Source organism: Brevibacillus agri, assembly GCF_004117055.1.
Classification (GTDB): Bacteria; Bacillota; Bacilli; order Brevibacillales; family Brevibacillaceae; genus Brevibacillus; species Brevibacillus agri.
This window is the reverse complement of sequence record NZ_CP026363.1, coordinates 4,248,828-4,270,361: the sequence shown is the minus strand read 5'-3', so window position 1 is coordinate 4,270,361 and position 21,534 is coordinate 4,248,828. Positions and strand designations below refer to the sequence as shown.

At 54.7% G+C, this 21,534-nt stretch carries 19 protein-coding genes, 1 riboswitch and 1 other annotated feature; of the genes, 16 read left to right on the top strand and 3 right to left on the bottom strand.

Going from position 1 to position 21,534, the window contains the following annotated elements:
- Positions 1–18: 18 nt before the first annotated feature.
- A complete protein-coding gene (locus BA6348_RS20910) occupies positions 19–585 on the bottom strand; it encodes a YqaA family protein (RefSeq protein ID WP_005836138.1) in 567 nt (188 codons plus the stop codon).
- A gap of 311 nt (positions 586–896) precedes the next feature.
- Between BA6348_RS20910 and BA6348_RS20905 the strand changes: the two genes are divergently transcribed.
- From BA6348_RS20905 to thrS, 4 genes are all read left to right on the top strand, one after another.
- Positions 897–1,115, top strand: a complete 219-nt coding sequence (locus BA6348_RS20905) for a hypothetical protein (protein ID WP_005836136.1) — start codon at positions 897–899, stop codon at positions 1,113–1,115.
- Between the two features lie 163 nt (positions 1,116–1,278).
- Positions 1,279–2,385 (top strand): cyclic dehypoxanthinyl futalosine synthase, encoded by a 1,107-nt coding sequence (gene mqnC / locus BA6348_RS20900; protein ID WP_005836134.1) that lies wholly within the window; start codon positions 1,279–1,281, stop codon positions 2,383–2,385.
- A 182-nt stretch (positions 2,386–2,567) separates the two neighbouring features.
- On the top strand, positions 2,568–3,488 hold the full coding sequence (gene ytxC / locus BA6348_RS20895) for a putative sporulation protein YtxC (RefSeq protein ID WP_007776531.1): 921 nt from the start codon (positions 2,568–2,570) through the stop codon (positions 3,486–3,488).
- Between the two features lie 28 nt (positions 3,489–3,516).
- Positions 3,517–3,780: a binding site (T-box leader), on the top strand.
- 55 nt (positions 3,781–3,835) lie between these two features.
- Complete coding sequence (thrS, locus tag BA6348_RS20890) at positions 3,836–5,749, top strand: threonine--tRNA ligase (protein WP_007776535.1); 1,914 nt, start codon at positions 3,836–3,838, stop codon at positions 5,747–5,749.
- Between the two features lie 74 nt (positions 5,750–5,823).
- Here the strand turns inward: thrS and BA6348_RS20885 are convergent, their stop codons facing one another.
- Entirely contained in the window at positions 5,824–7,554 is a 1,731-nt protein-coding gene (locus BA6348_RS20885; protein ID WP_122953457.1) for a methyl-accepting chemotaxis protein, read from the bottom strand.
- Positions 7,555–7,690: 136 nt separating this feature from the next.
- A riboswitch (cyclic di-GMP riboswitch) is annotated at positions 7,691–7,774 on the bottom strand.
- 297 nt (positions 7,775–8,071) lie between these two features.
- On the opposite strand from BA6348_RS20885, the gene moaA reads away from it, so the two are divergent.
- The 12 genes from moaA (at position 8,072) to leuB (ending at position 19,764) form a co-directional block, all read left to right on the top strand.
- Positions 8,072–9,085, top strand: coding sequence for a GTP 3',8-cyclase MoaA (moaA, locus tag BA6348_RS20880; protein ID WP_165329027.1), 1,014 nt, complete (start codon positions 8,072–8,074; stop codon positions 9,083–9,085).
- A gap of 262 nt (positions 9,086–9,347) precedes the next feature.
- Complete coding sequence (gene infC / locus BA6348_RS20875; RefSeq protein WP_005829338.1) at positions 9,348–9,851, top strand: translation initiation factor IF-3; 504 nt, start codon at positions 9,348–9,350, stop codon at positions 9,849–9,851.
- Positions 9,852–9,881: 30 nt separating this feature from the next.
- Positions 9,882–10,079, top strand: a complete 198-nt coding sequence (rpmI, locus tag BA6348_RS20870) for a 50S ribosomal protein L35 (protein ID WP_005829336.1) — start codon at positions 9,882–9,884, stop codon at positions 10,077–10,079.
- A gap of 91 nt (positions 10,080–10,170) precedes the next feature.
- Positions 10,171–10,530, top strand: coding sequence for a 50S ribosomal protein L20 (rplT, locus tag BA6348_RS20865; protein WP_005829335.1), 360 nt, complete (start codon positions 10,171–10,173; stop codon positions 10,528–10,530).
- A 272-nt stretch (positions 10,531–10,802) separates the two neighbouring features.
- Positions 10,803–11,033, top strand: coding sequence for a hypothetical protein (locus BA6348_RS20860; RefSeq protein ID WP_005829333.1), 231 nt, complete (start codon positions 10,803–10,805; stop codon positions 11,031–11,033).
- Positions 11,034–11,192: 159 nt separating this feature from the next.
- A complete protein-coding gene (locus BA6348_RS20855) occupies positions 11,193–11,894 on the top strand; it encodes a phosphoadenylyl-sulfate reductase (protein WP_005829332.1) in 702 nt (233 codons plus the stop codon).
- Positions 11,895–11,917: 23 nt separating this feature from the next.
- Positions 11,918–13,069, top strand: a complete 1,152-nt coding sequence (gene sat / locus BA6348_RS20850) for a sulfate adenylyltransferase (protein WP_007776549.1) — start codon at positions 11,918–11,920, stop codon at positions 13,067–13,069.
- Positions 13,070–13,674: 605 nt separating this feature from the next.
- Entirely contained in the window at positions 13,675–15,411 is a 1,737-nt protein-coding gene (ilvB, locus tag BA6348_RS20845) for a biosynthetic-type acetolactate synthase large subunit (RefSeq protein WP_005829328.1), read from the top strand.
- Between the two features lies 1 nt (position 15,412).
- Entirely contained in the window at positions 15,413–15,919 is a 507-nt protein-coding gene (gene ilvN / locus BA6348_RS20840; protein ID WP_005829326.1) for an acetolactate synthase small subunit, read from the top strand.
- A gap of 57 nt (positions 15,920–15,976) precedes the next feature.
- Positions 15,977–16,999: a ketol-acid reductoisomerase gene (ilvC, locus tag BA6348_RS20835; protein ID WP_005829324.1), complete on the top strand. Its 1,023-nt coding sequence runs from the start codon at positions 15,977–15,979 to the stop codon at positions 16,997–16,999.
- 56 nt (positions 17,000–17,055) lie between these two features.
- Positions 17,056–18,591: a 2-isopropylmalate synthase gene (locus BA6348_RS20830; protein WP_005829322.1), complete on the top strand. Its 1,536-nt coding sequence runs from the start codon at positions 17,056–17,058 to the stop codon at positions 18,589–18,591.
- A 78-nt stretch (positions 18,592–18,669) separates the two neighbouring features.
- A complete protein-coding gene (gene leuB / locus BA6348_RS20825) occupies positions 18,670–19,764 on the top strand; it encodes a 3-isopropylmalate dehydrogenase (RefSeq protein WP_122953458.1) in 1,095 nt (364 codons plus the stop codon).
- Positions 19,765–19,919: 155 nt separating this feature from the next.
- On the opposite strand, the gene BA6348_RS20820 is transcribed toward leuB, so the two are convergent.
- On the bottom strand, positions 19,920–21,362 hold the full coding sequence (locus tag BA6348_RS20820) for an aminotransferase-like domain-containing protein (RefSeq protein WP_005829318.1): 1,443 nt from the start codon (positions 21,360–21,362) through the stop codon (positions 19,920–19,922).
- Between the last annotated feature and the right edge of the window lie 172 nt (positions 21,363–21,534).

Genomic DNA, 21,534 nt, shown 5'->3' with positions numbered 1-21,534 from the left:
GGTTGTCACGACAGCTTTTCAGGCATAGCGTTTTCGGCGCTTGTTCCAGATGAACCAGCCGATCGCCACAAGCGCGGCGGCGCCCAGCAGAGTGACCTCCAAGTATTCATCCAGCAGCACTTTGGCATGCTTGCCGTACAGGTGAAACAAGGTTCCGATCAGAAAAAATTTCAAGCCCCGGCCGACGATGGCAAAGAGCATGAGCTTTGTCAGCGAGTAGTTGAACACGCCGCTCAGCACGGTAAACACCTTGAACGGAATCGGAGTAAAAGCGCCGATCAGCACGGCAGCGTCCCCGTTTTTGGCGAATTTCTCGGTGGCGACCACGACCCATTTTTCCGGAAGCAGCTTTTGCAAAATCGGTTTGCCGAGCCATTTGCCGAGCAAAAAGCCGATCGGCGCGCCGAGAATCGAGGCGGTAAAGGCCACGGTCGCAAAGCGGAGCGCTGAACCGGGGTCGAGCAGACTCATCGCAATTTGCATAAAAAAGGGAGGAATCGGACTGATGAACGAATCCAAAAATGCCATGCCAAAGAGTCCCCATATTCCATATTGCATGAACAGTTGTGTGATTTGATCGAGCATGAGCATCTCCTTAGGACGTTTCCTCTCGGGTTTCCATTATACAGGAAAAAATCGCATTTCAGTAGTTAGGATATGCCGCTTTGTCCAAACACAGACCGCCAATTGGCTGATCCAACAGTAGGGAATACGTTTTTCTACGCCGGGGGGTTACGTTTTCCTGGCGTCTTCTCGCTTTGGGGAGATTCGTCCTGCGCGATTCGGCCCGGAAGAAGAGGAGGCGGGTGGTAAAGAAGTCCCTCGCTTTTTCATTGACGATAGGAAATAATATCCATTAGTATAGAAAAGAAGGACATACAGTATTGGAGGAACCCATGAAGACATTGGGATCGGGGAAAGTCGTTTTTTATGCGCCGGATGGAACCAGCTTGCAGTTGACGGGAGAAATTGACGTGCGCGGAGATCGGGTAGCCGTGACGGAAATCATTTACTTTAACGGCCAGCCGAATGGCGCGCGCGAAACCAATCTGCCGCTTTCGCAAACCGTCATTTATTGGGAACCGGAAGTGTATGAGCAGATCGGATATGAATGATACCTATAGCAACAGAAACGGACAGCCCTGCTTTTGGCGGGGCTGTTTTTCGTCGTACCATCGTCGCGCCCTGTTTGTGCCAGCACCCCGAACTATAGCCGTTATGTCCCGATTGTGATATCATGTGGAATGGAATTTACGTAAGGTACGAGGAGTGATCCTTATGATCGATGCTATATTGGAACGTGCCCTTGCCGGAGAACGACTTGGCCTGGAAGACGGCCTCGCGCTGTTTGCCAGCAATGAAATTGAGAAGATCGGACACTACGCCAATCTGGTGATGCAAAAGCACCACCCAGAGCCCATTGCCACGTTTGTCATCAGCCGAAATGTGAACTACACGAACATTTGCGATACGTATTGCCGCTTTTGCGCCTTTTACCGTCGTCCCGGTTCAAGCGAAGGCTATGTATTGCCCAGAGAGACTATTTTCCAAAAGATTCAGGAGACAATTGACGTCGGCGGCACGGAAATCTTGATGCAGGGCGGGACCAACCCGGATCTGAAGATCGACTATTTCACCGACCTGCTGCGCGCGATCAAGCAGCGCTTCCCGCAAATTACGATGCACTCCTTGTCGGTAGCGGAAGTGATTAAAATCGCGGAAGTTTCCAACATGACGGTCGAAGACGTGCTCAAGGAACTGAAGGCCGCAGGGCTGGATTCGTTGCCGGGAGCGGGCGGCGAAATTCTCGACGACCGTACCCGCCGCAAAATTTCCCGCCTGAAAGGCTCGTGGAAAGAGTGGATCGACACGCAAAAAGCTGCTCACCGCATCGGCTTGCCAGGTACGGCGACGATGGTTATCGGCTTCGGCGAGGAAATGGAGGAGCGCGTGCTGTCCCTGATGCGCATTCGCGAAGCACAGGACGAGACGCACGGCTTCAAGGCGTTTATCGTCTGGACGTTCCAGCCGGACAACACGAACATGAAAGCCGTGAACAATACGCCGGAGGAATACCTCAAGACGCTGGCGATCAGCCGACTGATGCTGGACAACTTCGAAAATCTCCAGGCTTCCTGGGTGACGATGGGTCCAGAGTACGGCCAGCTTTCCCTTTCCTACGGGGCAAACGATTTCGGTCAGACGATGATGGAAGAAAACGTCGTCTCGGCAGCCGCATGTACCTACAAGGTGAACACCAACCAGATTCTCGAACTGATCCGCGGTGCAGGCAAAATCCCGGCGCAGCGCAACACCCAGTACGACATCTTGCGCGTGTTCAAGGACGGCGAGATGGCGGAAAGAGATTTTGTGATGCAAAACTAAATGAAAAAACGTTCAGCAACACGCTGCCAGATCGTCTTTTCGCAAGAGCGGAACAGACGATCTGGCAGCGTGTTTTTCTATCCCCACGGACAACTTCCAATCCCCGGTTTCCAATCGTTTAAAAGTATATCGCCCATAAAGGGACATATACTGTAACTACAATTGCGGTTGGGGGGATGAAAATGCAAACGTTTCGCGTCTTGCTGGAGAATGTCCCTGAGCATAGTGGCACGTATCGCGTTATCGTAAATGAGATGATGGAGCGGGTCAATACTGCCCCGGTGCGCATTACATACAAGGAGCAGGAACAGGACGACTACTGCACGTTCCTTTTTCAAAGCTGGTGCGAAGAGGAATACGATGCGCAGACGATAGAGTGGGCGAGAGCTTTTGTGGCATTGACATTGGCGGAGTGGGTGACGCAGGTCAAAGAGCCGGCGATCATGCAGGAAATGGCTGCCGATCTGTTGGCGGCGGAGCAGATGGAAGAAGAATGGCCGGAAATTTTTCCCTACATTGAGCGCATGTGCCGAGAGATCGAGCTGGACGGACGCGAACTGCTGGCCGCCACGACTCGAAAGGCAAACGTCTACCGCAAAGCCTTTTTATACTTGGAGCAGGAGCGAACTATCAACGTATTGGGGTTCGTCAGGTTCCGGCTGCAGGAGCATTGGAATGAACTGTTCGAGCTGGTCGAATCGGGAATCGACGAATATTTGGAAGACAAGCAATACCAGGAATTTGTCGAGCTTCTGCGCTATTTTATCGCCGTACAGGAAGTGAAACAGGAAGTGGTCCATGTTGTTCCTAGTGTGGACAAACCTTTCCATCTTTATGACAAAAAGGGAGACCGCCTTTGGCTGGAACAGCTCGATTCCGTGCTGAGCATGGACGAACAAAAATGCCGCGATGAAGATTACTTGGTCAGCGCGCTGGTTACACTGGCACCGGAGAGCATCGTTCTGCACATGGCCGGGGAGAAGCCGGGGCTTGTGCAAACGATCCGCAGCATTTTTGACAGCAGGCTCATCACCTGCCATTCCTGTTCGTTATGCCTTGGGCAAAGACGTGTACTTGACGGGAACAATCCGACTAAACTATAATTAGCAGCAACAAGAGTGAATATCGCTTACAAATACGATGAGAAGGACATGGACGATATCGAGATCGCTCTAGAGAGGCGGGCCTTGGCTGGAAGCTTGCTGCGAGACGATATGGATCTACCCCCTTCGAGTAGCAGCCGGGAACGAAGCGTACGCTTTTACTAACGGCTTGCCGGTTCCATACCGTTACCATGTCAATGAGGAGTTTGTTTGGGCATCCGTTTTGCACGGCCCGTTTTGTAAAAACAGACTTGAATTAGGGTGGTACCGCGAGAATACACTCGTCCCTTCTGGGATGGGTGTTTTTTATTTTCTCAAAAACAACAAACAGGAAGGAAGAATCCAAGGTGGCACAAATTAACGTAACGTTCCCGGATGGAGCAGTCCGTCAGTACGAAGCTGGGATCACCATCGAAGAGATCGCAGGCTCCATCAGCGCGAGCCTGAAGAAAAAAGCAGTAGCCGGCAAAAAAGACGGCAAAGTCGTGGATCTGTACACGCCGCTTGAGGATGACGCAGCAATTGAAATCGTGACCCTCGATTCGCCGGAAGGCTTGGAAGTTTACCGTCACAGTACCGCTCACTTGCTCGCCCAGGCAGTAAGACGCCTGTACGGCAGCGAAGTCAAATTCGGGATCGGTCCTGTGATCGAAGACGGCTTCTACTACGACATGGACATTCCGGTCTCGCTCTCGCCAGAAGACTTGGGCAAGATTGAGGCGGAAATGGAAAAAATCGTGAAGGAAGACTTGCCGATCCGCCGCAGAGTCGTCAGCCGCGACGAGGCGACAAGAATTTTCCAAAACCTCAACGACCATCTGAAGCTGGAACTCATCCGCGACTTGCCGGCGGATGCGACGATCACCCTGTACGAGCAGGGCGAATTTTTCGACCTCTGTCGCGGCCCGCACTTGCCGTCCACTGGCTACATCAAAGCGTTCAAGCTGATGAGCGTGGCAGGTGCATACTGGCGCGGAAAAGCGGAAAACCAGGTGCTGCAGCGCGTCTACGGTACCGCTTGGCCGAAAAAAGCGGATATGGACGAATATCTGCACTTCATCGAAGAGGCGAAAAAGCGCGACCACCGCAAACTGGGCAAAGAGCTGGAGCTGTTCATGTTCTCCGAGGAAGCGCCTGGCATGCCGTTCTACCTGCCAAACGGCTTCACTGTCCGCAACGAGCTGGAGCAGTTCTCCCGCCGCCTGCAACAGCTTGCCCAATACACAGAGGTGCGCTCGCCGTTCCTCATGAACGAGCGCCTCTGGAAAGAATCCGGTCACTGGGATCACTACAAGGAAAACATGTACTTCTCTGAAGTCGACAACGCGACTTACGCCTTGAAGCCGATGAACTGCCCAGGACACATGCTCATTTACAAAAACGCAATGCATTCCTACCGCGACTTGCCGATTCGCTATGCCGAGTTCGGCCAGGTTCACCGCCACGAATATTCCGGCGCGCTGAACGGCATGCTGCGGGTTCGCACCTTCTGCCAGGATGACGCACACGTATTCGTCCGCCCTGACCAGATCGAGAGCGAAATCAAAAACATGATTAAGCTGATCGACAAAATCTACAAAGTGTTCGGCTTTGAATACAGCGTAGCACTTTCGACTCGCCCGGAAGATTCCATGGGCTCCGACGAGCTGTGGGAAACAGCGGAAAGCTCCTTGAAAAAGGTGCTGGAGCAACTGGAAATGCCGTATGAAATCAAGGAAGGCGACGGTGCGTTCTACGGACCGAAGATCGACTTCCAAATTACCGACGCGCTGAAACGCCGTCACCAATGTGGAACCATCCAGCTCGACTTCCAAATGCCGGAGAAGTTCGACCTGACTTACGTGGGCCAAGACAACGAAAAGCATCGTCCGGTTGTCTTGCACCGTGCGATGTACGGCTCCATGGAGCGTTTCATCGGCATCCTGATCGAGCACTACGCAGGCGCATTCCCTGTCTGGCTGACTCCAATCCAGGCGCGCTTGATGAACATCAGCGAGGTGCACATTCCGTACGCCGAGCAAGTCAAAGAAAAGCTGCAACAAGCTGGCATCCGCGTAGAGCTGGATGCGCGCAACGAAAAAATCGGCTACAAAATCCGTGAAGCGCAAGTGCAAAAAATCCCGTACATGCTGGTTATCGGGGAAAAAGAAGTGACAGACGGCACTCTGTCTGTACGCAGACGGGGAGTAGGCGATGAAGGCGCCATGACCGTTGATGAGTTCGTGGAAAAAATCCGCGCCGAAATCAACGAAATGAAGTAAAGCAAAAAGGGCAGTTCTCACCCGAACGGTGGGAACGGCCCTTTTGTTTTTGGCGAAAACGGTGGCGACAACTGCTACAGCTCATTTTCCAGACGGGTAAGCAGTGTTACGACTTCATGGGACGCCCGTTGAAGCTGCTCGTACGCTTCCTGGGCGCCGGCGAGATCCTCGGCCTGGTATTTTTCCACTGCCTGCTTGGCGTAAAAATGTACTAATTTGTGCGGCTCCTCCAGCTTTTTGAAGGTCGGGTTGTTGCGCACAAGCGGCGGCAAGTCGCTGTAGTACCACGTCCCCAGTCGGCAGTGATGGTGCGAGGCCATTTCTGCGGCGACCAGGTTTTCCAAACCAAGGAACATGTTGTAAATTTTCCATTTCCACAGCAAATGATCCGTTTTGGCCACGCGCACGATGTCTTTGTAGCTCAATTTGACATTGATCGTAAAGAACGTCTTGCGGTACTCATCCATTTTCCGGCTCAGTTCGAGAATGATTTGCGCGGTGTCTTTGGCGATTTGCTGCGAATGTGTGCTCAGGTCAAAAATCGTGGAGTTGCGGTGGGCGATATCCGTGACAGAAGAAGCCTGTTCCTCGGTCATGGCGGCAATTTGCGAGGTGGATTGGCTGATTTCCTGCATGGTGGACACAATCTTGTTCAGGGCGACATCGGCGAACTGGGCTTCCCCGACGCTGCGCTCCACCAGCTTGCTCGTGCTGTCCATCTGCTCCGTCACTCGCTTCGAAACTTGTTGCAGCGACTCCATGTTGTCTGTGATCCGGCTGATCTGTTCTTTTGTATGCTCGGCCAGCTTGCGCACCTCAGTGGCTACGACTGCAAAGCCGCGCCCTTGCTCTCCGGCCCGGGCGGCCTCGATACTGGCGTTCAGCGCGAGCAGGTTGGTCTGCTCGGCGATTTCCCGAATGATGCGGATGACGTCCTGTGTCTGATGAATCTCCTGATTGAGCTGGTTTACCCTGCTCATGACCTCGACAAAGACGTGGCCCACCTGGCGGATGTCGCCGAGAGCGGCATTGATGATCTGTTTGCTCTGTTCAGCGGATTGCACCGCTTCGTCTGTCCCTTCCGCGACTTTGAGCGCGTGGTTGGCGACTTCCTGAATCGAGGCGCTCATTTCTTCCGTTGCGGCGGTGACGCTGTGGCTTTCCTCGATCTGCTCGTCCATTCCCGAGATAAGCTGCTTCGTCGTGTCGAGCTGGGTCATATGGTTGAGCATGCCGGAGATGCCGAACAAAAACGATTTGAACGTCTCTTCCATATACACTTCCACAATCAGTTGCTGATCGAATGCTGCCAATTTTTGCACAGCGGTGACCATTTTCATCATCTGATGCGGCTGATTGCTCCATTTTTCCATCAAAATCGTGGTCATGATCTGAATCAGCAGATGGTGTGCAGAAATAAAATGATCGGCTGTCAGATGAATGCGGCTGTGAACTTGCCCGATGACAATTCTCGTTTTCACGTACTCATGGTTGACTTCTGCTGTGAGAAACTGCTCCAGGTGGACCTCCAAAGTTTTTTTCAACCGCTCCAGGCTGGAGTTGTCGAGGATGATCTTCTGGAGGTGGGGAACGTTAGTGATCGACTGGTAAAACTTGGATACGATCTCTGCTTTAAAGGGGTAAAGCGTGGTAGCAGCCTCTTTGACGTGCGCCAATGTATCCTGATCCACGCCCAAAAAAGACAGGCGCTCTTTCACGCGTTCGCCCACTTCGGTAATGTCAGTTGCGTGGGAAGCTTTCACATACTCATTCCATGGCTTTGCTTTCTTTGCAAAAAATTGCATGCAGACCTCCGAATTTTACATTTTATTGATTTACTCAAAAATTGAGAAAGAGGGGGCGATTGCCATTGCTGCAGCTTGCCGTTTCTGAGCAGTGGACAAGGCCTTTGTTCTGGGATAAAATAAACCGACTCTACAACGAAAATAGGGTCGGTTGCACTACTCGCTCCCAGCCATTCAAGTGCCCACATACAAACGGCTGATCTTCGCTTTCCTTATTGAAGAGGAATATATAGAGCATAATATATAGTCATATTATCCTATGTTTATACAAAAGGGAATAGTCAAAAAAACGGTTTGCACATTGGCGTGCACCGGGTCATTTTTCCGATTTTCATCGGCTTGCGACCGCTTTTGCAACAGCGAAAAGTGCAGGAACAGGAGCCGTTCGCAGGCGGAATATGGTACGCTAATAAAAAGCCGGAATCGCATGTTGGACATCAATACGAGACAAACTGGAGATAGAGTGGCATGCCAGGCTCAGCCAGGAAAAGGAGGGTGACCACCAGTGCTAGAGCAGATGCAAGTACGTGACACACGAAAGCGTCCTCTCCGTGATCTGCGCATTTCCGTGACAGACAAATGCAATTTTCGTTGCCGGTACTGTATGCCGGCTGAAATTTTCGGGCCGGAGTTTGAATTTTTGCCGCAGCACAAGCTGCTGTCGTTTGAAGAAATTACCCGCTTGACCCAAATATTCACAGCGCTCGGCGTGCGGAAAATCCGGATTACGGGCGGAGAACCGCTCGTGCGCAGGGATTTGCCTGAATTAATACGAATGATTCGAAAAATAGAGGACGTTCACGATATCGCCATGACGACCAATGGCTCGCTGCTCGCCCGCCATGCCCAGGCTTTGAAGGAAGCCGGGCTTGATCGCGTCACCGTCAGCCTCGACAGCCTGGACAACGAGCGGTTTGGCATGTTAAACGGCAGAGGCTATCCGGTGGATGCTGTGCTCGACGGGATTCGCGCGGCGGCGGAAGCGGGACTCGGGGTGAAAATCAACATGGTCGTCCAGCGCGGTGTCAACGACCAGGACATTTTGCCGATGGCCCGTTATTTCCGCGAGCAAGGCCATACGCTGCGCTTCATTGAGTTCATGGACGTAGGCAACAGCAACGGCTGGAAGCTCGATCAGGTCGTGCCTTCCAGCGAAATCGTCCGGATGATCGGCGCAGAAATGCCGCTCGTCCCGGTCGAGGCGAACTACTTCGGCGAGGTCGCTTCGCGCTACCGCTACGAGGGGAGCGATCAGGAGATTGGGCTGATCTCGTCGGTGACACAAGCCTTTTGCTCTACCTGTACGCGGGCGCGGCTGTCGGCAGAGGGGAAAATGTACAACTGCCTGTTCGCCTCCGCCGGCTATGACTTGCGCGAGCCGCTGCGCAGCGGGCGAAGCGACGAAGAAATCCAGGAGCAGATTCGCGCGATCTGGGAAAAGCGCGACGAGCGCTATTCGGAAGAACGGCTGGACGAAACGCCGGGGCTGCAAAAGCGTCCGAAGGTGGAAATGTCCCACATCGGAGGATAAAAAGCGATAAGCCTTGACAAAGACAACTCTACCTTGTATTATAAGTTGCGTGTATAAACACTTCATACTTCGAGAACAAGCAGAGGCGCCCAGCTTCTCACCTGGGTCGACGTCCGACACGACTGTTGACAGGTAACTCTTATGCAAAGATCCTTGGATCTGATGAAATTGCTTAGGTGAGATATGTGCGGGCGCAGATGCGTTCGCACATTTTTGTTCCTTCTCGAAATTGACGGAGGTGGCAAGTATTAGCAAGGATCAAATGTTAATCAACGAAGCGATCCGTGCCCGTGAAGTCCGTTTGATCGGCGCTGACGGGAGCCAATTGGGAGTCGTACCCTTCAGGGAAGCGTTGCGCATTGCCCAGGAAGCCGAACTGGATCTGGTAAACGTTGCTCCGACAGCCAAACCGCCTGTATGCCGTATCATGGACTACGGAAAGTTCAAGTACGAGCAGGCGAAAAAGGAGAAAGAAGCACGGAAAAACCAGAAGATCATCGAGCTGAAAGAAGTGCGTTTTTCTTCTAACATCGAAGAACACGATTTTCAAACCAAGCTTCGCAACGTCCGCAAGTTCTTGGAGGATCACCACAAGGTGAAGTGTACGATCCGTTTCCGTGGACGTGAAATCACCCACTCCGAAATCGGGCTTGGCGTTATGGAGCGTGTAGCTGCTCAGTGTGAAGATCTCGCTACGCCTGAGCGTAAACCGAAGATCGAGGGCCGCAGCATGATTATGATTCTGGCTCCGAAAGCGGAAAAGTAAGATAGTAGTTTAGACAGGAGGACTTTTCAGATGCCTAAAATGAAAACCAACAAGGCTGCTGCAAAACGTTTCAAAAAGACTGGAAGCGGCCAATTGAAGCGCGACCGCGCATTTGGTAACCACATGTTCGCCAACAAAACGACTAAGCAAAAGCGCCACCTGCGCAAAGCTGCACTCGTTTCCAAAGGCGATCAAAAACGCATGGAGCAAATGCTCACTTACCTGTAAGTTTTCGCATCATTACACACATTACGCAGCATGAGCTCCCTAAGCGCCTAGCAGTAGGCCGCCATGCTGGAAAGACCAGGAGGAGTTTAGTATGCCAAGAGTAAAAGGTGGCATTGTTACACGCCGTCGTCATAAGAAAATCCTGAAGCTGGCGAAAGGATACTTCGGTTCCAAACATCGCCTGTTTAAATCCGCTAATGCGCAAGTAATGAAATCCCTGCTTTATGCATACCGCGACCGTCGTCAAAAGAAACGCGACTTCCGCAAACTGTGGATCACCCGTATCAACGCGCAAGCTCGCCTGAACGGTCTGTCCTACAGCCGTCTGATGCACGGCCTGAAAGTGGCTGGCATCGAAGTGAACCGCAAAATGCTGGCTGACCTGGCTGTGAACGACAAAGCTGCGTTCAACGAACTGGCAGCAGTTGCAAAAGGCAAACTGAACGCGTAAGCACATACGCAAAAAGCAAAGCCGATCTTTCCTGGTGGGGAAGGTCGGCTTTTTTTGCTTGTCGGAGAGGCTCTCCCCTATGAATGAACATCCGAAAAGCGCAAGGGCAGCAACGAAACGCCATCGTTTTTTTAAGAAAATGGACAACGGGCGTAGAGGCGGCTCCGTCTCAGGTTGGAGCAAAAAACAATCTCCCGTCCGTGTCGAGAGGATGGCTCCCTGCCGTACAATAAAAAGCGTCAAAGGAAAACATTGGATAGGAGAGAGTAGAGATGAAAAAACAAAAGTGGATGGTAATGATGGGTGCAACTGCGGTGGTCTGTTCGGCGCTGTTCGTTCCGGGAGCGTTCGCCAAAGAAAAGGATGATGCCTACGTAGCACCCGTCGTCTTCATCACAGGAGCACCGGCGACACAAAATGTAGACCAGGCGAATCTCAACACGATTCCGACAGGCAGTTCGTTTATTTTCCCGGCAGCAAACAGTGACTCTGACAAAAAATAAGAGGGAGCAATCCGCGAGGAGCGATCGGGCTACAGGTCTGGTCGCTCTTTTCGTTTCTTTCGGTGCCGTCGCGGCAGTTTTGTCAGCAGGACGAATCGCCACTTCCTGCCTCCCGACATATGATGGTGGGGGAATCCTAGCAGGAAAGGAGTTTCGCTGATGAGCAATCGCCAGAGGATGGCGGACGAAGAGCTGCAAGTGTGGGCGTACCGGATGGAAGCCAAATCCCCGCAGGATGTGCTTGTTCTGGCGGTGGAACACTTCGCAGGCAACCTCGTCCTCGCCTCAAGCTTCGGTGCCGAGGATGTCGTGCTGATCGACATGCTGCACAAACTGGCCCCGACGATACCTGTTTTTTATCTCGATACGAACAAACATTTTCCCGAGACGTACGAGACGCGCGACAAGCTGGAGGAGCGGTACCAGACGAAATTTATCCAGGTGCTGCCCCAGATGACTCTGGCTGAGCAGGAGAAGAGCCACGGAGACAAATTGTGGGAGACAGACCCGAATCTGTGCTGCCAAATCCGCAAAGTAGAGCCTTTGACACGGGTGCTGTCCGGCTACGACGCCTGGATTACCGGCATTCGCCGCGATCAGGCGCCTACCCGCGCCAATGCGAAAAAAGTGGAATGGGACGATAAATTCAAGCTGGTGAAGTTCAACCCGCTCGCGGACTGGACGATGGACCAGGTGTGGGCATATATACACGCGAACGATGTCCCCTACAACCCTTTGCATGACCGCAATTATCCAAGTATTGGCTGCAGTGTTTGCACCCGGCCTGTCCAGTCAGGGCAGGACCCGCGCGCGGGCCGCTGGGCCGGCTTTGACAAGACCGAATGCGGCCTGCACAAGTAAGGGAACAAAAGGGAGGACACGCTATGCATACGATCTCGCCACACGGTGGGACGCTGATTGAACGGCTGGAAAGTCAGCCGGAAGCGATAACCAGAGCCGCTGGCAAAAAAGCAATCGTGGTCGATCAATGGACGTTGTCTGACATAGACTGCCTCGCCATTGGCGCCTTTTCCCCGCTGACAGGCTTTCTTTGCGAGGACGACTACCATTCCGTCGTGGAGCGGATGCGGCTCGCAGACGGGACGGTTTGGCCGCTGCCCGTGACGCTGGCAGTCGATGCGGCCGAGCACGCGGACATCGAGCCGGGGGATGCGGTATGGCTGCGCGGCGAAGATGGCGAAGACTACGCCATACTCCAGGTGCAAAGCCTCTACCAGCCCGATAAAGCCCGGGAGGCAAGACAAGTGTTTCGGACAGCGGACCGGGCGCATCCGGGAGTGAAAAAGCTGATGGAAAAACCGGGGCTGTACGTGGGCGGTCCGGTGCATGTGCTCAAGCGGCCGCAGCCCGAGCGGTTTGCCGAATATTATTTGACGCCGCGCGAGACGAGAGAGCTTTTTTCCCAAAACGGCTGGAAGAGCGTCGTCGGCTTCCAGACGCGCAATCCCGTCCACCGGGCGCACGAATACATTCAAAAGGCGGCAATGGAAATCGTCGACGGGCTTTTTCTCAACCCGCTGATGGGGGAAACCAAGTCAGATGACATCCCCGCGCAAGTGCGGATGAAAAGCTACCTCGCCCTGCTGGAAAACTACTACCCGAAAGAGCGCGTGCTGCTCGCGGCCTTCCCGGCGGCGATGCGCTACGCAGGTCCGAGAGAAGCGGTATTCCACGCGCTCGTCCGCAAAAACTACGGCTGCACGCACTTCATCGTAGGCCGCGATCACGCGGGCGTGGGCGATTACTACGGGACATACGACGCGCAGCACATCTTCTCTGCATTTGCGCCAGAGGAGCTGGGCATCCAGTTGCTGTTTTATGAGCACAGCTTTTATTGCACAGCCTGCCAAGGAATGGCGACGGCCAAGACGTGCCCACACGCTGCAAGCGAGCATCTGACGCTGTCCGGGACAAAAGTGCGCGCGCTTTTGCGCAGCGGCCAGACCCCGCCGCCGGAATTTACCCGTCCCGAGGTGGCGCAAATTTTGATCGAGGGACTTCGCGACAATCTGTAAAACAAGTTTGCGAACAAAAGGGAAGGGCGGGCATTGCCGGTCCGTTTCCTTGCCCGAGAAAGGGGACAAGCCGAAAGAAAATGTATCCGCTTTCACGCAAAAACCGCGCCGTTCCGGCATTTTCTACTGAGCATCCGTTCGGACGAAAGTATAGTAAAATCTTTTTGTTTTCGTTGACACCCCCAAAGTGCCTAGCTATAATCAGACGTAACACTTTATTTTCTGACAACAACAATATTAGAAATATTGTTATAATAGCAGGCTATGACGAGGATGGTGCGCGTCTCCCCTTTTACAGAGAGCCCTGGTTGCTGAGAACGGGCATAGGGTACGCTGCATTGCTCACCTCTGAGCTGTTTTGCTGAAATTTGCCTCGTGCAAAAAGTAGGGAAAACCGATTGACACCCGTTAGCGTGTTACAGTCCGCATTTGCTGTGACTGGCTGAGATCGGCTGACCGCGAGGCGCCGATAAAGTTGGGTGGTACCGCGAACCCTTTCGCCCCAAAAGACATGGAAACCGAACCGTGTCGGGGCGAAAGGGTTTTTCTATGTGTCCATAGGTATTTTTTATAGCTGCTTTAAGAAGTGGGAGGAGGAGAGGAAAATGAGTGTTGAAATGGCCGAATTGCAGAAAAAGAACGGCATTCCACCGATTCAGTTCGGGGAGGAAGTGACAGGAGCAGAAACGCTTCTGCGCTGTCTGATCCTGGAGGAAGTCGAATACATTTTCGGCTACCCAGGCGGAGCGGTGCTCCCGATCTACGATTCCTTGTACGGGAGCTACTTCAAGCACATCCTGACTCGCCATGAGCAGGGCGCGATCCACGCAGCAGACGGATACGCCCGCGCTACTGGCAAACCGGGCGTATGCATCGCCACTTCCGGTCCGGGGGCGACCAACCTCGTAACCGGAATTGCGACAGCCCAGATGGACTCGGTTCCGCTGGTGTGCATCACCGGAAACGTAGCCCAGTCGCTGATCGGAACCGACGCGTTCCAGGAAGCGAACATTACCGGAATCACCATCCCGATTACGAAGCACAGCTACTTCGTCCGCGATGTCCGCGAGCTTCCGCGCATCGTGAAGGAAGCGTTCCACATCGCTTCTACAGGTCGTCCGGGCCCGGTCCTCATCGACATTCCAAAAGATGTGGCCAACGCGAAGGCGCCGTTCACTTATCCCGACAAGGTCGAGATTCGCGGCTACCGCGACACGCTCGTGCCGACAGACGAAGAGGTGCAGACATTTGTTGACGCGATTGGCGAAGCGAAGCGCCCGGTCATTTTGGCAGGCGGCGGCATCATCGCCGCAAAAGCCGAAGCAGAGCTGCTCGCTTTTGCGGAGAAGACGCGCATCCCGGTTATCAACACGTTCATGGGGCTGGGCGGTTTCCCGGGCACGCACGAATTGGCGCTCGCCATGCCGGGCATGCACGGCAGCTACACAGCCAACCAGGCGCTGCTCAATGCGGACTGTGTCATCGGCCTCGGCGCTCGCTTCGATGACCGGATCACGATGGGACGCACCAAGGAGTTTGCTCCGAAAGCCCGCATCGTCCACGTCGACATCGACCCTGCCGAGCTGGGGAAAAACGTCGAGACAGCCGTCACTGTGGCAGGCGATGTGAAAAGCACCCTGGCCAAAGCGATTCCGGTTGCCCGCAAATGCGATTCCGAGGCGTGGATCAGCCAGTTGAGGGAATGGCAGGCACAGTATCCGTACAAGTACAAAAAAGACGGCGACGTACTGAAGCCGCAAGCGGTCATTGAGCTTCTGTACAGCTCCACAGATGGGGAAGCGATCGTCACGACAGACGTTGGACAGCACCAGATGTGGACAGCACAATACTACAAGTTCAAGCACCCGCGCTCCTTTATCTCTTCCGGCGGCCTCGGCACGATGGGCTTTGGCTTCCCGGCAGCGATTGGCGCACAGATCGCGCACCCGGATCGCACGGTAATCGCCGTAGTGGGCGACGGCGGCTTCCAGATGACCAACCAGGAGCTGGCGATCGTCTCCCAGTACAACATTCCGGTGAAGGTCGCGATTGTGAACAACCAGTGCCTGGGGATGGTTCGCCAATGGCAGGAGCTGTTCTACGACAATCGCTACAGCCAGATCGACCTGACGTGCAGCCCGGATTTCGTCAAGCTGGCGGAAGCGTACGGCGTCAAAGGCTTGCGGGCCACCACTCCGCAAGAGGCAGAAGCCGTTTGGGCCGAAGCGCTGCGCCATGATGGGCCAGTCGTCGTGGACTTCCGCGTCGCGCAGGAAGAAAACGTGTATCCGATGGTAGCGTCGGGCGACACATTAGATCAGATGGAATTGGGGGACGACTAGGATGCAAACACATACGATCGCCGTACTCGTCAACGATCACCCCGGCGTATTGACCCGAGTCGCGACCTTGTTCGGGCAACGCGGCTTCAACATCGACAGCATCACGGTGGGAGGAACAGAGGAGCAAGGGCTGTCCCGGATGATTATTACCACCGGAGCGGATGACCGCCAGATTCAACAACTGATGAAGCAATTGCAAAAGCTGATCGACGTCATCTCGGTGACGAACCTCAGCGAAAACCCGTACGTTTCCCGGGAGCTGGCGCTTATCAAGGTGAGCGCATCACCGAGCCAGTTGGCCGAGTTGAACGGGATTGTCGAGCCGTTCCGCGCCGCGATCGTCGATGTGGGACCTACCTCGCTGATCGTGCAAGTAACGGGTGACACCGAAAAAATCGACGCGCTGCTTGTGCTTTTGCAAAGCTACGGGGTGCTCGAACTGACGAGAACAGGATCAGTAGCGATGGCGCGCAGTATTGTTCCAGCAACAGCCGCAGCAACGGTTTAAATTGCAAAATTCAGAATAGAAATTCAAACTAAACATAATTTTAGGGAGGCTACACAAATGGTAAAAATGTATTATGAAGCAGACGTAAACAAAGAGGTACTGCGCGGCAAAACAATCGCCATCATCGGCTACGGCAGCCAGGGCCATGCGCAAGCGCAAAACCTGCGCGACAGCGGCTATAAAGTAGTAGTAGGTCTGCGCCCAGGGAAGTCTTGGGACGTTGCGGCAAAAGACGGCTTCGAAGTGTTGACAGTGGCCGAAGCAACCAAACGCGCTGACGTGGTGCAAATCCTCATGCCAGACGAGCGCCAGGCGCAAGTGTACCGCGACGAGATCGCGCCAAACCTGAAATCCGGCGCAGCACTCTGCTTCTCCCACGGCTTCAACATCCACTACGCGCAAATCGTGCCGCCTGCTGACGTAGACGTTATCATGTCTGCGCCAAAAAGCCCGGGTCACCTCGTGCGCCGCGTGTACCAAGAAGGCTTTGGCGTACCTGGCCTGATCGCGATCTACCAGGATGCGACTGGCAATGCAAAAGACCTCGCACTCGCATACTCCAGCGGAATCGGCTGCACAAAAGCAGGCGTGATCGAAACGACTTTCCGCGAAGAGACAGAAACAGACCTGTTCGGGGAGCAAGCAGTATTGTGTGGCGGAGCAAGCGAGCTGGTAAAAGCAGGCTTCGATACGCTGGTAGAAGCAGGATACGCGCCAGAGATCGCCTACTTCGAGTGCCTGCACGAGCTGAAGCTGATCGTCGACCTGATGTACGAAGGCGGTCTGGCTCGCATGCGCTACTCCATCAGTGACACGGCTGAGTACGGTGACTACAGCACAGGCCGCCGCATCATCACAGAAGAAACGCGCAAAGAAATGAAAAAAGTGCTGGCTGAAATCCAAGACGGTACATTCGCTCGCAACTGGATCCTGGAAAACCAGGCAAACCGTCCTGGCTTCACTTCCCGCCGCCGTCTGGAAGCAGAGCACGGCATCGAGGTAGTCGGACAACAACTGCGCGGCATGATGTCCTGGCTGAACAAAGAAACGAAAAAAGAAGAAGCGAAAATCGGGCAATAAGGACCCGTATAGAGAGACATATATAATGTAGGAAAAAAAGTGGAGGTGAAAAGTTCATGCGGACCATTGAGATTTTTGATACGACATTACGCGATGGGGAGCAGTCTCCGGGCGTCAACATCAGCACGAACGAAAAGGTGGAGATCGCCCTTCAACTGGAAAAGCTGGGCGTAAACAGAATTGAGGCTGGCTTTGCGGCTGCTTCCCCAGGCGACCAAAAGTCTGTGGCCGAAGTGGCGAAGCGGGTGAAAAACTCCACCGTCGTAAGTCTCGCACGTGCCGTCAAAGACGACATGGATAAGGCGTACGAAGCGCTGCGCAACGCGCAAAACGCATCCCTCCACGTCTTTCTTGCAACGTCTCCGATCCATCGCCAGTACAAACTGAACATGAGCAAGGAGCAGGTCCTTGCTCGTGCGGTGGAGGCGGTCACCTATGCGAAAAAATACTTCACAGAAGTACAGTTTTCCGCAGAGGATGCGGCGCGGACAGAGATCGACTTTTTGGCCGAGGTAGTGGAAGCGGTCATCAAGGCAGGCGCGACAACCGTGAACATTCCGGACACCGTCGGCTACATGACGCCGTACCAGTACGGCAACATTTTCCGCGAACTGAAAAAGCGCGTGCCAGAGACAGAAGGAATCCGCCTGAGCTGTCATTGCCACGATGACCTGGGCATGGCTGTCGCAAACAGCTTGGCTGCCGTGGAAGGCGGAGCTACACAGGTAGAAGGTACGATCAACGGGATCGGCGAACGCGCAGGCAACGCGGCGCTGGAAGAAGTGGCGCTCGCACTGGAGACACGCAAGGACTATTACCAGGCGACAACCAAACTTCATCTGAAGGAAATCGCGCGGACCAGCCAGCTCGTAAGCCGTTTGACAGGAATGATCGTGCCGGGCAACAAAGCCGTCGTAGGCGCGAACGCTTTTGCCCACGAGTCCGGCATTCACCAGGACGGCGTCTTGAAGGAAGTCACCACCTACGAAATCATTCGTCCGGAGTCGGTCGGCTTCAAGTCGAACAAACTGGTGCTCGGCAAGCACTCTGGCCGTCACGCGTTCAAGGAAAAGCTGGTGGAACTGGGCTACCACCTCGACCAAGAGGAAGTCAATGCCGCCTTTGCCGCCTTCAAGGCATTGTGCGACAAGAAAAAAGAAATTACGGACGACGACATTCTTGCCCTGATCGATACAAAAATGGTTCGCGGTGCCGAAGCGTTTCAGCTCGAATCGGTGCAGCTCGCCTACGGCAACATTTCCGTGCCGACGGCAAGCGTCCGCCTGAAGCGGGCTGACGACTCGGTCGTCGAGGAAGCGGCGATTGGCAACGGCTCCGTCGATGCGATCTACAAGGCGATTGACCGCGCCACAGGCGAAGAAGTCACCTTGATCGACTACAAAATTCTCTCGGTCACGCACGGACAGGACGCGCTCGGCGAAGTGTTCGTCCGCCTCCAGCAAGGCGAGCTGACCGTCACTGGCCGCGGAGTCAGCACAGACGTGCTGGAAGCGAGCGCGATCGCCTACGTGCGCGCGATCAACAAAATTTTGGAGCGCCGCGGGGAATCCGTGCCAGTCGCTGCAAACTAGAACAAAACGGATTGGATAGGAAAAAAGAAACCAGCAAGGAACGAAAAACCATTACAGAAAAGAAAAGCGGGATAAACGATGAAGAAAAATTATCGCATCGCCGTTCTTCCTGGTGACGGTATCGGACCAGAGATCATGCAGGAAGCAGTCAAAGTCCTTCAGCTTGTAGGAGAGCGCGAAGGCGTCACATTTACGTGCGAGGAAGGCCGGATCGGCGGAATCGCCATCGACACCGACGGAACTCCGCTGCCGGAAGCGACCGTCAAGCTGGCGAAGCAGGCCGACGCGGTGCTGCTCGGTGCAGTAGGCGGCCCGAAGTGGGATCAAAATCCGGGGCACCTTCGCCCGGAGACAGGACTTTTGGGGATTCGCAAGGAGCTTGGGCTGTTTGCCAACATTCGCCCGGCGACGATGCACAGCTCGCTCGTCGAAGCTTCTACGCTCAAGCCGGAAGTGGTGTCCGGCGTAGATTTGATCGTGGTGCGCGAGCTGACCGGAGGCATTTACTTCGGGGAGAAAAAGCGCTACGACGGTCCGAACGGCGAAGTAGCCGAAGACCAATGCATTTACACCGAAGCGGAAGTCGAGCGGATTATCCGTGTAGGCTTTGAGATCGCTCGCAAACGCCAAAAGCGTCTCGTGTCTGTCGACAAGGCGAACGTGCTGGAAAGCTCCCGCCTCTGGCGCAAGGTAGCAGAGCGGGTAGCGGCCGACTACCCGGATGTCGAGCTGTCCCACCAACTGGTCGACTCGTGCGCGATGCAGCTCGTGCGCGCTCCGAAGCAGTTTGACGTCATCGTGACGGAAAACATGTTCGGCGACATTTTGAGCGACCAGGCCGCGATGCTGACAGGCTCGATCGGCATGCTGGCCTCGGCAAGTCTGGCAGCGGGAAGCTTCGGGCTGTACGAACCGGTGCACGGCTCCGCTCCTGACATCGCCGGAAAAGGCATTGCCAATCCGCTGGCAACGATCCTCTCTGTCGCGATGATGCTCCGCCTCTCGCTCGGCATGGATGAGGCTGCGGCGGCAGTAGAAAACGCCGTCTGGTCCGTCCTCGAAGCGGGACACCGCACAGGCGATATCGCGGCAGATCCGAGCAAGGCGATTGGCACAGTAGCAATGGGCCAACTCGTGCGCGACGAGCTGTCCAAACAATGGCAGCCTAAGTAAAAAAAGCAAAAAAGAACCCTGCCACGGCGTCCAGATGGACAGCGGCAGGGTTTTTGCGCGTTCAGCCGATGGTGATTGAGCCATTTTGGCGAGCGAAAATACGCCCTCTGCTCTCGCCGGCATACGGGCGTATCGTTGTCTGGCCCCCGATAATATTACCGCAGCAGCGCAGCTCCCAAGCGATGCAGCCAATGCTTCAGCTCCCGTTCCTCCATCGGAGCGAGCGGGAAGCGCACAGCCGGGCGGCGCTTCGTGTCAGCAGGCTCGTCGGCTACGCGGAACGCATGGCCGCAGGTCAGCTCCAGACCTTCTTCGCGCAGGATGGCGACGACTCTTTCTTCCAGCTCGGTCGCGTTTGCGGTCGGCGTGCCCCACTCGATCCACGTGTTGAGCCCGCCCGTGATCGGGTACATGCGCGCGTGGGCCGGGAGAGCGTGGTTCTTTTCCTTCCACAGCCGCAAAAAGCGGGATTGGAACAGTGCGCGGCGGTCCGCCAAATACACCTCGGAAAACCACGGATCGTCGAGCAGCCGGACCGCTGCCTCGACGACGAGCAAGGACGGCTCTGCTCCGGTCATGGACACGATCTGCCTGTAGCGTTCCAGTTCCTCTTCGCTAAAATCGGCAGGCAGCATCAGGACTCCTAGCTGCAGGTCGCGCGCCAATGTTTTCGACAGAGAGTGCAGGTAGTACACCTCGACAGGGCTTTTTTGCTGAAAAGCCATCTCGTAGATCGGCTTGCTCGGCTCCTCGAACCAGAGGTCGCCGTAGTGGTCGTTTTCCACGATGCGCACGCTGTGCCGTTCAGCCCAGGCGAGCAACTCTTCCTTGCGCTTCAACGAGTAGCTGATGCCTGTCGGGAAGTGGTAGTGCGGGTTGATTAACAGCCAGTTGGCCGGGTAGTGCTCCTGTTCGGCATCGAGCGCTTCGATGCTGACTCCTTCTTCGTCCAGGCGGATCGGGCGGACGGTGATCCCGCACTGGCTGAGCAGGCGCAAAAAGACCGGGTAGCTGTATTCCTCTACGTAGACGACATCGCGCGGATTCATGACACGCTGCGCGAGAAAGGCGAAGCCGCTGGTGCTGCGGTTGAACAGCAGCACGCGCTCGGGCGAGTGCGGCAAGCCGCGTCTCTTCAGGTGATCGGCGAATACTTTGGCCGCCTGTGTCCGTCTGATTTTCTTTTGCGCGGAAGGCTCGTCCAGCACGGTCAAACTGTCGTAAAAAGCGCCGCGCAGCCGCTTGACCAGCTCTTCGCCAGGGCGGGGCGAGGAGTCAGCCAGCGAGGCAATCGGGATGTCGGTCAACGGCAAGCGGCTTTCCAGACGAGCTTCCTTTGCGAGCGTCGTCAGGTAGTAGCCTTTGCCGTGCACGGCTTCCAGCCAGCCTTCCAGCGCGAGATGGTCGTACGCCTTTTTCACGGTTTCCAGCGAGCAGCCGCTGACGGTTTTCATGTCCCGCAGCGAGATCAATTGTTGTCCGTCTACAAGAAAGGCCCCGCGCAGAATAGCCGTTTTCAGTTGGTCGGCTAGCTGCACATAAATCGGCGTATGGGATTGCTTGTGAAAATGAAACGAAAAAAATGGCCGTTCTGCCATCCGGGTACGCCTCCTTGTCTGTCAAAAATAACTGTCACCAGCATTATATCGAAAACAGCGTCCTCTAGGGTAGAAGAAGTGAAGAAATCGTTGCAAAAGGACGGTTGGCAAGACCCGTGCCGAGAGAAAATGGTAGAATAAGAGAAACAAGCCAGCAGAAAATGAGGGAGAT

Coding starts and splice junctions, on each gene's coding strand:
- BA6348_RS20820 (WP_005829318.1), bottom strand. CDS start 21,362: ATGGCAGAACGGCCATTTTTTTCGTTTCATTTTCACAAGCAATCCCAT.
- sat (WP_007776549.1), top strand. CDS start 11,918: ATGCATACGATCTCGCCACACGGTGGGACGCTGATTGAACGGCTGGAA.
- leuB (WP_122953458.1), top strand. CDS start 18,670: ATGAAGAAAAATTATCGCATCGCCGTTCTTCCTGGTGACGGTATCGGA.
- BA6348_RS20910 (WP_005836138.1), bottom strand. CDS start 585: ATGCTCGATCAAATCACACAACTGTTCATGCAATATGGAATATGGGGA.
- rplT (WP_005829335.1), top strand. CDS start 10,171: ATGCCAAGAGTAAAAGGTGGCATTGTTACACGCCGTCGTCATAAGAAA.
- mqnC (WP_005836134.1), top strand. CDS start 1,279: ATGATCGATGCTATATTGGAACGTGCCCTTGCCGGAGAACGACTTGGC.
- ilvN (WP_005829326.1), top strand. CDS start 15,413: ATGCAAACACATACGATCGCCGTACTCGTCAACGATCACCCCGGCGTA.
- ilvB (WP_005829328.1), top strand. CDS start 13,675: ATGAGTGTTGAAATGGCCGAATTGCAGAAAAAGAACGGCATTCCACCG.
- ilvC (WP_005829324.1), top strand. CDS start 15,977: ATGGTAAAAATGTATTATGAAGCAGACGTAAACAAAGAGGTACTGCGC.
- moaA (WP_165329027.1), top strand. CDS start 8,072: ATGCAAGTACGTGACACACGAAAGCGTCCTCTCCGTGATCTGCGCATT.
- infC (WP_005829338.1), top strand. CDS start 9,348: ATGTTAATCAACGAAGCGATCCGTGCCCGTGAAGTCCGTTTGATCGGC.
- BA6348_RS20885 (WP_122953457.1), bottom strand. CDS start 7,554: ATGCAATTTTTTGCAAAGAAAGCAAAGCCATGGAATGAGTATGTGAAA.
- BA6348_RS20905 (WP_005836136.1), top strand. CDS start 897: ATGAAGACATTGGGATCGGGGAAAGTCGTTTTTTATGCGCCGGATGGA.
- BA6348_RS20855 (WP_005829332.1), top strand. CDS start 11,193: ATGAGCAATCGCCAGAGGATGGCGGACGAAGAGCTGCAAGTGTGGGCG.
- ytxC (WP_007776531.1), top strand. CDS start 2,568: ATGCAAACGTTTCGCGTCTTGCTGGAGAATGTCCCTGAGCATAGTGGC.
- rpmI (WP_005829336.1), top strand. CDS start 9,882: ATGCCTAAAATGAAAACCAACAAGGCTGCTGCAAAACGTTTCAAAAAG.
- BA6348_RS20830 (WP_005829322.1), top strand. CDS start 17,056: ATGCGGACCATTGAGATTTTTGATACGACATTACGCGATGGGGAGCAG.
- BA6348_RS20860 (WP_005829333.1), top strand. CDS start 10,803: ATGAAAAAACAAAAGTGGATGGTAATGATGGGTGCAACTGCGGTGGTC.